This is a genomic window from Nocardioides sp. (assembly GCF_030150155.1).
Lineage (GTDB): Bacteria > Actinomycetota > Actinomycetes > Propionibacteriales > Nocardioidaceae > Nocardioides.
Map to the genome: position 1 here is coordinate 47354 of NZ_JASLGR010000035.1, position 11850 is coordinate 59203.

Here is an 11850-nt window from a genome sequence, read left to right on the forward strand (position 1 = left end):
CGGGCCGGAGGCCCGTCGAGTGTTCGACAACGCAGCGAGGTGCGTGCCCCGAGTGCGCGAACCGACCAACAACTTCTGACACGAGCCACTAACGGTTCGTGTCGGTGGGCGGCACCGGTGAAAAACCCGTTGCGTCGGGTCGGGGACGGGTGAAGGCTGGCCCTCGGATCGAGCACCGTGCTCGGCGAGCACGAGAGGAGGCGACCTCGATGTCTGTCGTTGTCGGCATGCCCTACAGCCCTCCCTCTCACTCTCACCGGAGCACTCGTGTCCTCTCCCTTCACCTCGGGTCACATCCCTGACCCACGTTTCACCTTCGACTTCGTCGCCCTCGACCCCGACGACGAGCTCGACTCCTCGACCAGCCGCTGGTCGACCTGGCTCTCCGTCGAGCCGCTCTCGCGCGGTCCCGAGCCGCGTCCCGACTGGGTCGTGACCTCCCAGGCCGCGATCGACACCGAGCTCGGCCTGCTCAAGACCGGCAAGGAGGCCGACGCCTTCCTGCTCGAACGTGCGGTGCCCGACTCGGACCGGGTCGGCGAGGCCTGCCTGATGGTGGCCAAGCGCTACCGCAACGACGAGCACCGCACCTTCCATCGATCGGCGGCCTACACCGAGGGCCGACGGATCCGGAACACCCGCGACATGCGGGCACTCCAGGGCCGCTCGACCTACGGCCGCTCGGTCGCCGCGGGCCAGTGGGCCCGGGCCGAGTGGGAGGCGCTGGTGCGCTGCTGGCAGCTCGGCCTGCCGGTGCCCTACCCGGTCCAGGTCGACGGCACCGAGATCCTGATGGAGTGGATCCACAGTGACGGCGAGACCGCGCCCCGGTTGGCCCAGACCCGACCGGGGCCCGCCCTGCTGGCGTCGTACTTCGAGCAGATGCGCGCGGTGCTGCTGCGGCTGACCGAGGCGGGCCTGGTGCACGGTGACCTGTCGCCGTACAACGTGCTCGCCGCCGGCGAGCGTCTGGTCGTGATCGATCTGCCTCAGCTGATCGACCTGGTCGCCAACCCGAGCGGCACCGAGTTCCTGCTGCGGGACTGCACCAACATGTGCCGCTGGTTCACCGCCCGTGGGCTCGAGGTCGACGAGCAGGCCCTGTTCGGGGAGCTGCTGGCCGCGGTCTTCTGAGACCCGGCCCGCTCAGATCCGGGCCCTGCCTCACCGGCACGGGACGACCACGTCGTGCGCACCTGCGCATAGGGTCGTCCCGTGCGGCGTGAACGGGGACGGGTCATCCTGGTGGAGACCCTGGCGGACTTCGATCGACGGCTCTCCCAGGGCGTGACCTCGCTGCGAGGCTGGCGGCTGCGCGGTCTCGACCTGCGCGAGCGCTCCGTCATGCTCGGCGCCGTCAGCCTCGGCGGGGCGATGTTCGTCGGCTGCACGTTCGCCCCCGGCGACGCCGAGTGGGTCGAAAGCCGCGGGGCCCTGGTGATGCCGGTGATCCGGGAGTCGCCGTTGGATCCCTACCGCGGCACGCTCTACACACCCGACGAGCTCTACGACACCCCCGACTACCCGTCGTGCCTGGACGCCCGCGCCTACGCCTGGTCGCAGACCGGCGGCAACGGCGAGGCGACACTGGCCCGGGCGCTGCACGACCATGCCATCGACGAGGCTCTGGAGCGCTGGATCCAGGGCCGCCGGATCGTCGGGGTGATGGGCGGCCACGACGCCGACCGCGGCTCGCAGGCCTTCGGCGAGGCCGCCGGGCTGGGGCGCCACCTGGCCCGGATCAGCGGTGTCACGGTCGCCACCGGTGGCGGGCCCGGCGCGATGGAGGCGGCCAATCTCGGCGCCCGGCTCAGCCTCGGAACGCAGACCACCCTGGACGAGGCGTGCGCCCGGCTGAGCACCGCCGCGTCCTTCCGCCCCTCGATCCAGGCCTGGGTCGACGCCGCCCGTGCCGTCCTCGCTGAGACCGCCGACACGGTGGAGACGACCGAGTCCCTCGGCATCCCGACCTGGCACTACGGCCACGAGCCGCCCAACCTCTTCGCCACCTCGATCGCGAAGTACTTCCGCAACTCGCTGCGCGAGGCCACCCTGCTGGCGATCTGCGGCGGCGGCGTGGTCTTCCTGCCCGGTGCGGCCGGCACCGTCCAGGAGGTCTTCCAGGATGCGTGCGAGAACTACTACGCCGATCCGAGCTCGCTGGCCCCGATGGTGTTGGTCGGGCACGACTACTGGACGCAGACCCTGCCGGTGTGGCCGCTGCTCACCCGCCTGGCCGGCGAGCGTGACATGGCGCCACTGCTCCACCTGGTCGACAGTGCTGCCGAGGCCGCCGACGTGATCGGCTCATACGCCGGCTGACGCGCCCGGGCGCCTGGGCTCAGGCAGCCGACGGCGAGCTCGGCGCCGGGGCGTGCGGCACCGGCACGTGGGTCGCGATCACGTCGCGGTAGTGCTCCACCAGCTGAGCGTTGATCACGTCCCAGGAACGGCCCTCGACCCGCATCCGACCGAAGCGCCCCATCCGCCGCCCCAGCCGCGGGTTGCGGTGCAGACAGCCGACGAACCGCTCCAGGTCCCCGACCGAGCCGGGCTCATAGAGGTAGCCCGACTTGAGGTCGTCGACCACGTCGATCGGCCCACCCTGGCGGGGCGCCACCACCGGCACGCCGGAGGCCAGCGCCTCCTGCGCCGACTGGCAGAACGTCTCGTGCCGTCCGGCGTGGACGAAGACGTCGAAGGAGGCGTACGCCGCGGCCAGCTCCTCAGCGTGCAGCACCCCGAGGAAGCGGGCCTGGGGCATCAGCGCCCGCAGCCGCTCCTCCTCCGGTCCCCCGCCCACCAGCACCACCGCGTAGCGCGGATCGGCTGCGAGTCCGGCGAGCAGGCCGAGCTCCTTCTCGGGCGCGAGCCGGCCGACGTACCCGACGATGGTCTCGCCGGCGGGCGCCAGCGAGAGCCGCAGCCGATAGTCGCGCCGGTCGGGGTGGAACAGCTCGGTGTCGACGCCGCGCGGCCATAGTGCGGTGCCGCCGATCTCCAGCTCGGCGAGCTGGGCGAGGCTGGCCGTCGAGGGCACCAGGGTGCGGTCGACCTTGGTGTGGATCGTGCGGGTCAGCGCGGCGGCGGCCTTCGCCCCGCCCGAGACGCTGAGCAGCGGGTAGCGCTCGGCGAAGCCGACCAGGTCGGTCTGGTAGATCGCCACGGTCGGGATGTCGAGCTCGGCGGCGACCTTGATCGCCTGGTAGCCCAGTGTCGCGGGGCTGGCCACGTGGATCACGTCGGGCCCGAACCGCTCGAAGATGGCGCGCAGCCGCCCCCGCGTCTCCAGGCCGAGCCGGAAGTCCTTGTAGAACGGCAGGCTCGCCCCGCGCACCCGGAGCACCGGGAAGCCGGCGTACTCCGCGGGCCCGGTCGGCGCGATCAGTGCCGCCTCGTGTCCCTCGGCCTCGAGATGCTCCAGCACGCGGCGCACCGAGTTGGTGACACCGTTGATCTGCGGCAGGAACGACTCGGTCACGACGAGGACCCTGAGGCTCATGCTCCGACGGTGGGCCCGCCACCTGACCTCAGGGGTGCACCCCGGTGTCGCTCAGATGAATGTCGTACGACGCCCTCGCACCGATCGATGAAGCGTGACAGTCACCAGGTGACGCTCACGCTCCGCAGTTCACCCGCGTCACTCCTTGGCGGCCAGCTGCCCGCACGCCCCGTCGATCTCACGGCCCCGGGTGTCACGCACCGTGGTGGAGACGCCCTTGGCCTCCAGCCGGCGGACGAACTCCCTCTGCGCGCGCCGCGTGGACTCACGTCTCTCCATCCGACAGCGATTGGGAGCGAATCGGCCCGCCTTGCAGCACAGAGTCAGCATGAGTACACATCCAGGTCATCACAACCGCCCCACACCAACTCTCCCCCAAACCTGGCAGCTGTCGGAGGTCGGTTGCATGATCGGCACCGTGGGCAGCCACTTCTTCATCGATGAGACCAAGGCCGAGAGTTACGTGGTCGTCGCCGCGCTCGTCCCCGACGCCTCGCTCAACCCAGCCCGTCGCACCGTCACGCGAATGGTCCTGCCAGGACAACGCTCGATCCACATGAAGCACGAGAACGCCCGACGCCGGGAGCAGATCGCCCGCGCTATGTGTGAACTCACCGAACTCGGTGTACAAGCGACGATCTTCGACGCAGGCCGCGGACCCGCACCTGAAGTCGTACGCCGCGAGCGGGCCCTTCGTGCGCTCGTCGGGCGCGCATCCGCTGAACCGACGGCAAGCCTCGTACTGGACCTCGACCAGACCTTGCTCGCCCGAGACGCGCGAATCCTCTCAGAAGCGATCCGGGAGGCCCGATCACCTTCGTTGACCTACAGCCACCAACTGCTCGCAGCACAGCCCCTGCTGTCGATCCCCGATGTCATCGCGTGGTCTTGGGCCCGGGGCGGCGACTGGCGCCGCCGAGTGGATCCGCTCATCTCGGCGGTGATCCAGGTCTAGGAAGCGCAAAGCCCGAGCGCCACGTCCGTCCGGACGGGTCTCGGGCTCACTTCCTGACGCGGACCGCGTCAGGCGTCTCTAGTATGGACCGGACTCCTCGCTGAGCCAAGGGTCCGAGGGAAACGAACTACTCCTTGGCGGCGAGCTGCCCGCACGCCCCGTCGATCTCACGGCCCCGGGTGTCGCGGACCGTGGTGGAGACGCCCTTGGCCTCGAGCCGACGGACGAACTCGCGCTCGTCGGCGGGGTCCGAGGCGGTCCACTTCGAACCCTCGATCGGGTTGAGCGGGATCAGGTTGACGTGGGCCCAGCCGTGGGCGCGCTCGTTGAGCACGTCGGCGAGCAGGTCGGCGCGGTGGGCCTGGTCGTTGATGCCCCGCATCATGGCGTACTCGATCGAGACCCGGCGGCCGGTCTTCTCGAAGTAGTAGTACGCGGCGTCGACGGTCTCGTCCACGCTGAAGCGGGTGTTGATCGGGACCAGCTCGTTGCGCAGCTCGTCGTCGGGGGCGTGCAGGCTGAGCGCCAGGGTGACCGGGATGCCCTCGTCGGCCAACTGCCGGATCCGCGGCACCAGGCCGACGGTGGAGACGGTGACGTGCCGGGCCGACAGACCCAGGCCGTCCGGGGCCGGGTCGGTGAGACGACGTACGGCACCGATCACGGCCTTGTAGTTGGCCAGCGGCTCCCCCATGCCCATGAAGACCACGTTGGAGAGGCGGCCGACGCCACCGGCGACCTCGCCACGGGCCATCGCCCGGGCACCGACCATCACCTGGTGGACGATCTCAGCGGTCGACATGTTGCGCTGCAGGCCGCCCTGGCCGGTCGCGCAGAACGGGCAGGCCATCCCGCAGCCGGCCTGGGAGGAGATGCAGATCGTGGCGCGCTCGGGGTAGCGCATCAGCACCGACTCGACCAGGGAGCCGTCGAAGAGCTTCCACAGCGTCTTGACCGTGGTGCCCTTGTCGGCGGTCTGGGTGCGGATCGGGTGCACCAGGTCGGGCAGGAAGCCCGCCACGATCTCCTCGCGCTGGGCGGCCGGGAGATCGGTCATCTCCTCGGCGTCGAACGAGAGCCGCTCGAAGTAGTGCTTGGCGACCTGCTTGGCGCGGAAGCCGGGCAGGCCCAGCTCCTTGGCGGCCTCGGCACGGTCGGCGGGGTCGAGGTCGGCGAGGTGGCGCGGCGGCTTGCCGCGCCCCTTCGGCGGCGCCATCACCAGCGGCAGGGGCGTCGGGTTCACCTCGGCCGGGGGGATCTGGCGACTCTCGGACATGGCCCCATTCTCCCATCGCACGCACACTCCGCCGAAATGCCAACGGCCCCGGGGATCGCCCGGGGCCGCTGGTGGTCTACGCGCTCGTCATAGAAGGCGCAGGCCGGGTGACACGGAGAGTCACGTCACTTGAGGCTGGCCTGGACCGCCTTGTAGGCAGCGAGCTGAGCCTTGAGCGTCTTCTTCTTGGTGCCCTTGGCCTTCTTGATCTGCTTGGTGAGCTGAGCGATCTTGGTGGCGACCTGGTTCTTGAGCTTCGCCGGCACAACCTCCTTGGTGACGGTCTTGGTCTCGGTCTTGGTGACCGTGGTGACCTCGCCCTTCGGGTCCTTGATCTTGGTGACGTCGGACTGGTCACGGAAGATGTCGACCTGGTCCTGGACCGACCCGATGGGCGCGGCGACGCCGGCCAGGTTCGGGCCGAAGCCGGTCACGTTGCCCTTGCGCAGCGCCGGGTTCGGGCTGGTGTCGTCACCGGAGCGGATGTTCTTGACCTGGAGGCCCTTGTCGTTGACCGTGACCTGGATGTACGTCGGGACGTGCTCCTGGTTCTCCACCGAGTTGGCCCAGTGCCGGGTGTGGCCGGCGGTCTCAGGGCCACCGGTCAGGGTGTCGGGGCCATAGCCGGCCTTCGTGGCATCGGGCTCGGTGAGGTCGTAGTACTTCGACCCCGACGCCGAGTTCGCCGTCACGTAGATGACGCCGCCGGGACCCTCGACCACGGTCGAGGCGCCGGGCTGCTCGGCAGCATTGGCCTTGACCGCGTCCTGCCCGGCCGCGGTGCCCTTCAGGGCGTAGGACCGCGAGTAGGAGTGGTCGTGACCCTGGAGGACCAGATCGACACCGAGGTCGGAGAACGCCTTGGTGAAGTCCAGACGACGCTGCTGGTTGTCGGTGTCGTTGGCGTGATCGGCCGGCGAGTAGATCGAGTGGTGGTAGACCAGCACGACATGCTGGGCCTTGCCCTTGTGGTTCTTGATCGTGTTGCGGACGAAGGCCAGGTGGGCGTCGTCGGAGCCGTTCGCGGTGGAGTACGCGTTCGAGTTCAGGTCGATGAACAGCACACCCTTGTAGGTGTAGTAGTAGTCGCCGCCCGAGGTCGTGGTCGTCGACGCCGGCGTCTTGTAGAGCGAGCCGTTGCGGTCGACAGTGGTCGGCAGCGCGAAGTGCTGCTCGTAGCCGTAGCCACCAACATCGTGGTTACCGATCGTGGCGGCCCACGGGATCGAGGTGAGCTCCGAGGGGCGCAGGAAGTTGTCCCACTCGACCTCGCGGTTGGCGTTGTTGATCTGGTCGCCACCGGAGACGTAGAGCTCGGCCTTGGGGCTGTGGATCCGGGACTGCGCCAGCGTGTACTGCCAGCCGTCACCGTCAGCGACGGCGTCAGCGTCCGCGGTCCCGGACGAGCCGATCTGCGGGTCGCCGAAGAAGAGGAACTGGAAGTCGCCGTTGCCGAACTCGCCGGTGGAGAACTCGTAGGTCTTCGACACGTTGCTCGTGCCGTCCTCGACGATGCGGTAGTAGTACTGCGTCTTCGCCTTGAGGTCGCTCAGCAGCACCTTGCCGTTGGCAGCAGCAACGGCCAGACCCTCGGTGGTGACGTTCGCCTTGAGGGTGGCTCGCACAACGGTCTTGTCCGAGAAGTCGGCCTTCGTCGCGAGCTCGACGTTCTCGCCCCCGGTCGGGTTGGTGCTGGAGTACCACGCGAGCGTGCGCGAGGACTCGGTCACGCCGACGCCGAGCACGACGCCGGTGAACTTGGCCGCGTCGGCACCGTTGGCCGTCATGCTGAGACCGGTGCCGGCGACGGCTGCTGCCGCGAGCGACGCGGTCACGATGCCCGCGCCGATGCGGCGGCGGGTCAGGTCGAACTTCATTCAGGAGCTCCCTTTGCCTAAGACGGGTCTGAGAGTGGGCTGACACTCTCATGAACAGGAGCACCGTTTCGGTCGGAGGTGAACAGTCAGCGACGGCCGTCCGACCGCCGGCTGCACACTCGGCGAGGCATCGCGGCAACTGCCGTTCTGGCTTGGAAACGGCGCCACGTGCCGGATAGGAAAGGGGCGTGAATCGATCACCCCGTGTCTGCCGCACCGTCGCGCTCCTGTTCACCTCTGCCGCGACAGCCCTGGTCGCGGGGTGTGGGCTGAGCACCGCCGACGGCAGTGCCTCGACCGGATCACCCACGGCCGCCGCGACACTCACGCAGATCACGCCCAGCCCCGGAACCGGTTCGCTCGGCCCCGGTTTCGCGACCGACTCCGCCCTGCCCCCGCCCGGCGGAACGATGACGCCGAGTCCCGCCTCCTGGTCCGGGGTGACGGTGCCGGAGGGCTACACCGCTGTGCTGGTCTCGACCGACGACAACGCCTCGGCCCGTGTCCTGACCGCCGCCGTGAAGACCTGGGCAGCGGCCCACGACGTCACCCTCTCGCTGGTTCCCGCGCACGACCCGGCGACATATGTGGCATCGATCCAGAAGGCGATCGATCTCAAGAAGAACCTCGTGATCAGCGCAGGTGACCCGCTGGCCGACCCGATGGCGTTGGTCACGGCAAGCTGGCTCGACCAGAAGTTCCTCGTCCTCGGCGCCGAGCTCGCCGAGCCGACCGCCAACGTCACCGCAGCGATCTGGGCCGGAGTGAACAACCGCGGAGGCGGTGCGACCCACGCTGCGTCCGATCCCAGCACCTTCACCGCCGACCGCGCCGGACGGGCGATGGACGCCGGAGTGGCTGCGGTGCTGCGGGGCTACTCGGGGTTCGTGGTCAAGGTCGACTGAGTTCCGGGCCGCGCCTGCTCAGGCCCGGTCCGGCTCGGCCCTCCCCCGGCTCAGCCCGGCAGCAGGGTGAAGCCGAAGACCCGCTGCACGAACCACACCAGCCCCGCCACCGCCACCACGACACCGATCGCCGAGGTCAGCCAGAGCGCGACCCGCGGGCTGCGCCGGCGCAGCAGCACCAGGATCGGGAAGATCAGGGCGATCAGGCAGAGCTGGACGGTCTCGATGCCGATGTTGAAGACCAGCAGCGACCACAGCAGCGGCCAGGACCAGGCGTGGTCGATGCCGAGCGCCCCGGCGAACCCCATCCCGTGCACCAGGCCGAAGCAGAACACGATCCCGAGCCGTGACCAGCCCGCACGGTCGAGGGCGACGTGGCTGGTGCTGGTGGTGTCGAGGTCGGTGACGTGCTCGCCGCGGCGAGCCACCCGCCACAGGTACCAGGCGGCGGTGGCCGCGATCGAGAGCGCGATCAGCGGCTCGACGATGCTCGACCTGACGTGCACGACGCCGAACGCGGCCAGCACCAGGGTGAGCGAGTGCGCCAACGTGAACGTCGTCGCGGCCAGCACGACCTCACGCAGCCGGCGCGAGCCGATGATCAGCGCGGTGAGGAAGAGCAGGTGGTCGGCACCGTGCAGCAGGTGCTCGATGCCGAGGCGGTAGAACTCCCAGAACCGTTGGCCCCAGGACTGCTTGGTCGAGAACGAGCTGTGCGAGCCGTCTAGCGCCGCGCTGCCGGTGGTGCCGTCGAGGTCGTAGGTCACGATCGTCTTGGCCCCCGTGACGTAGCCCTCGTCGTCGCCGAAGACCTTGCTGGTCACGATGTGCCCCTGGTGCAGTACGTCGGCATCGGCATCGTGCGGGCAGGTGTAGTCCAGCCGCACCGAGGCGTAGGGCACCGACTGCTCCTTGTTCATCGCGACGGAGAAGCCACCGAGCGGGCCGAGGGTGCAGGCGGTGCCGCCGTACGCCACCGTCAGGCGGCTCTGGAGGTAGCTGCGCAGCGAGGAGGCGTGGGCCGTGAGCGCGCTCGTCATGGTCGGGAAGTCGGCGTCCTCCCAGGCCGGCTGGCCCTGGCGGTAGAACGCATCGTCCTTCTCGGTGTCGGCCACCGTGACCAGCATCAGGTCGTACTCCAGGGCCACCTCGAGCTGGACGTGGTCGGCCGCCGGCGACGTCGCCTGGACGTAGATCGCGGTAGTGAACCCGTGCGCCTGCGCGGGGCCACCCAGCGCGAGGATCGAGATCAGGATGAGAGCGAGGGTGCCGAGGACGGCAGACAGGCGAGACATAGCGTCGCGACTCTTCTGGACCCGGTCTGCGGCCAGGTGAACGACGTACGCCGTTCAGGCGAACATCGACCGGTCGTTGGGGGTCGCCTCGGGACGCGTCCGGGCGCGTGACCTGGCTCCGGCATTGCTTTGTCGGCACGCATTTGGCACGTTCAGGTGCCGACACACAATCTCTTCGGGAGGAGTGGCGCTCGGGCGCCGCACCATGATGCATGACCACAAGCAATCCACCGACCGCTCGACACGGCGCCTGCCGGGACGACGCCGGCACCCCGCTCTCGACTTCCCTCCGATCGATCCGGCGGCCCAGCAGGGCCGGTTCGACCCCGTCGTCTTCGGCGTGACCGCTGCCTTCGTGCTGGCCTTCCTGCTCTGGGGTGCGCTGGACTCCGAGGGTCTCGGCTCGTGGTCGAACTCGGCCCTGGGCTGGGTGATGGACAAGACCGGCTGGCTGTTCATCCTCGCCTCCAGCGGGTTCGTGGTCTTCGTGGTCTGGCTGGCCCTGGGCAAGTACGGCAACATCCCGCTCGGACGTGACGGCGAGGAGCCGGAGTTCACCACCTCGTCGTGGGTGGCGATGATGTTCAGCGCCGGGATGGGGATCGGACTGATGTTCTGGGGCTCGGCCGAGCCGCTGCAGTACTTCACCGATCCGATCCCCGGCACCGACCCGAGCCGCTCCACCGAGACCGCGATGGCGCAGACGCTCTTCCACTGGACGCTGCACCCGTGGGCGATCTACTGCGTGGTCGGCCTCGCGGTCGCCTACGGGATGTACCGCAAGGGTCGCGTCCAGCTGATCAGCAGCGCGTTCCGTCCGCTGCTCGGGCGCAAGGTCGACGGTCCGATCGGCAAGGTGATCGACATGCTCGCGATCTTCGCGACGCTGTTCGGCTCGGCCGCCTCCCTCGGCCTCGGGGCGCTGCAGATCTCCGAGGGCTACCGGATCGTCTCCGGTGCCGGTCGCACCACCAACACCCTGCTGGTGCTGCTGATCGCGGTGCTGACGGTCTGCTTCATCCTCTCCGCCGTCTCCGGCGTCGCCCGCGGTATCCAGTACCTCTCCAACGTCAACATGGTGCTGGCCCTCATCCTGGCCGTCTTCGTCTTCGTGGTCGGCCCGACCGTCTTCATCCTCAACATGATCCCGAACGCACTGGGCAGCTACCTGGAGCAGATCGGCACGATGGCCGGCCGCAGTGCCGCGCAGGGCGACGACGTCGGCTCCTGGCTGGGCAGCTGGACGGTCTTCTACTGGGCGTGGTGGGTCTCGTGGACGCCGTTCGTCGGCATGTTCATCGCCCGGATCTCGCGCGGGCGCACGATCCGGCAGTTCGTCGCCGGAGTGCTGCTGGTGCCGAGCGTGGTCAGCCTGATCTGGTTCGCCATCTTCGGCGGGGCCGCGATCTTCGAGACCGAGCACGGCCACGACCTCAGCGGCTCCTCGACCGCGACCCTGTTCCACCTGCTCGACCAGTACCCGATCAGCGCCGCCACCCAGGTCCTGGTGATGGTCCTGGTCGCGATCTTCTTCGTCTCAGGTGCCGACGCCGCCTCGATCGTGATGGGCTCCCTCTCGGAGAAGGGCGCGGCCGAGCCGAAGAAGCTCAACGTCGCCTTCTGGGGCACCCTGACCGGGGCCGTGGCGGCGGTGATGCTGGTGATCGGCAACACCGGCAAGGCCGGGGAGGACGACAGCAACAGCGCCTTGGAGGGGCTGCAGAACATCACCATCGTCGCGGCGCTGCCGTTCCTGGTGGTGATGATCGCGCTGTGCGTGGCGCTGGTGCGCGACCTGAGTCGCGATCCGTTGGTGGTACGCCGCGCGTACATGGCCGACCGGGTCGAGTCGGCGATCGTCCAGGGCGTCACCGATCACGGTGACGAGTTCGCGATCGGCATCGTGCACGACGAGACCGGCACCCCGCCGGGCGAACCGCACCCGTGAGCCGGTGACCTGCGCGGTGATGATGGGGCTCAGCTGAGCGCCCTCATAACCCGGGAGGCCAGATATCCCACACCCAGGCCGGCGGCCACGGT

General features: G+C 69.2%; 10 protein-coding genes. 5 read left to right on the plus strand and 5 right to left on the minus strand.

Features of this window, described 5'->3' with window-relative positions:
• Positions 1-267: 267 nt before the first annotated feature.
• Both Q1V88_RS11485 and Q1V88_RS11490 read left to right on the plus strand, forming a co-directional pair.
• Positions 268-1134 carry an RIO1 family regulatory kinase/ATPase gene (locus Q1V88_RS11485; RefSeq protein WP_300681331.1) on the plus strand — a complete coding sequence of 289 codons (867 nt, stop codon included), beginning with the start codon at positions 268-270 and terminating at the stop codon, positions 1132-1134.
• An 81-nt stretch (positions 1135-1215) separates the two neighbouring features.
• A complete protein-coding gene (locus Q1V88_RS11490; protein WP_300681332.1) occupies positions 1216-2322 on the plus strand; it encodes a Rossmann fold nucleotide-binding protein in 1107 nt (368 codons plus the stop codon).
• 19 nt (positions 2323-2341) lie between these two features.
• On the opposite strand, the gene Q1V88_RS11495 is transcribed toward Q1V88_RS11490, so the two are convergent.
• Together Q1V88_RS11495 and Q1V88_RS11500 are read right to left on the minus strand one after the other, a co-directional pair.
• Entirely contained in the window at positions 2342-3502 is a 1161-nt protein-coding gene (locus tag Q1V88_RS11495; protein WP_300681333.1) for a glycosyltransferase family 1 protein, read from the minus strand.
• A 138-nt stretch (positions 3503-3640) separates the two neighbouring features.
• On the minus strand, positions 3641-3781 hold the full coding sequence (locus Q1V88_RS11500; protein ID WP_300681334.1) for a hypothetical protein: 141 nt from the start codon (positions 3779-3781) through the stop codon (positions 3641-3643).
• Positions 3782-3908: 127 nt separating this feature from the next.
• On the opposite strand from Q1V88_RS11500, the gene Q1V88_RS11505 reads away from it, so the two are divergent.
• Positions 3909-4457 carry a hypothetical protein gene (locus Q1V88_RS11505; protein WP_300681335.1) on the plus strand — a complete coding sequence of 183 codons (549 nt, stop codon included), beginning with the start codon at positions 3909-3911 and terminating at the stop codon, positions 4455-4457.
• A 127-nt stretch (positions 4458-4584) separates the two neighbouring features.
• Here Q1V88_RS11505 and rlmN read toward each other — a convergent pair whose 3' ends face one another.
• Entirely contained in the window at positions 4585-5733 is a 1149-nt protein-coding gene (gene rlmN, locus Q1V88_RS11510; protein ID WP_300681336.1) for a 23S rRNA (adenine(2503)-C(2))-methyltransferase RlmN, read from the minus strand.
• Between the two features lie 125 nt (positions 5734-5858).
• Complete coding sequence (locus Q1V88_RS11515; RefSeq protein ID WP_300681337.1) at positions 5859-7610, minus strand: metallophosphoesterase family protein; 1752 nt, start codon at positions 7608-7610, stop codon at positions 5859-5861.
• A gap of 188 nt (positions 7611-7798) precedes the next feature.
• Between Q1V88_RS11515 and Q1V88_RS11520 the strand changes: the two genes are divergently transcribed.
• A complete protein-coding gene (locus tag Q1V88_RS11520) occupies positions 7799-8515 on the plus strand; it encodes a hypothetical protein (RefSeq protein WP_300681338.1) in 717 nt (238 codons plus the stop codon).
• 50 nt (positions 8516-8565) lie between these two features.
• Here the strand turns inward: Q1V88_RS11520 and Q1V88_RS11525 are convergent, their stop codons facing one another.
• Positions 8566-9810, minus strand: coding sequence for a HupE/UreJ family protein (locus Q1V88_RS11525; RefSeq protein ID WP_300681339.1), 1245 nt, complete (start codon positions 9808-9810; stop codon positions 8566-8568).
• 205 nt (positions 9811-10015) lie between these two features.
• Between Q1V88_RS11525 and Q1V88_RS11530 the strand changes: the two genes are divergently transcribed.
• Positions 10016-11758, plus strand: coding sequence for a BCCT family transporter (locus Q1V88_RS11530; protein ID WP_366914083.1), 1743 nt, complete (start codon positions 10016-10018; stop codon positions 11756-11758).
• Positions 11759-11850: the final 92 nt, after the last annotated feature.

Excerpts from the sequence above, each read along its gene's own strand:
- Q1V88_RS11515 (WP_300681337.1), bottom strand. The coding sequence starts at position 7,610 with ATGAAGTTCGACCTGACCCGCCGCCGCATCGGCGCGGGCATCGTGACC.
- Q1V88_RS11525 (WP_300681339.1), bottom strand. The coding sequence starts at position 9,810 with ATGTCTCGCCTGTCTGCCGTCCTCGGCACCCTCGCTCTCATCCTGATC.
- Q1V88_RS11495 (WP_300681333.1), bottom strand. The coding sequence starts at position 3,502 with ATGAGCCTCAGGGTCCTCGTCGTGACCGAGTCGTTCCTGCCGCAGATC.
- Q1V88_RS11505 (WP_300681335.1), top strand. The coding sequence starts at position 3,909 with ATGATCGGCACCGTGGGCAGCCACTTCTTCATCGATGAGACCAAGGCC.
- Q1V88_RS11500 (WP_300681334.1), bottom strand. The coding sequence starts at position 3,781 with ATGGAGAGACGTGAGTCCACGCGGCGCGCGCAGAGGGAGTTCGTCCGC.
- Q1V88_RS11530 (WP_366914083.1), top strand. The coding sequence starts at position 10,016 with ATGATGCATGACCACAAGCAATCCACCGACCGCTCGACACGGCGCCTG.
- rlmN (WP_300681336.1), bottom strand. The coding sequence starts at position 5,733 with ATGTCCGAGAGTCGCCAGATCCCCCCGGCCGAGGTGAACCCGACGCCC.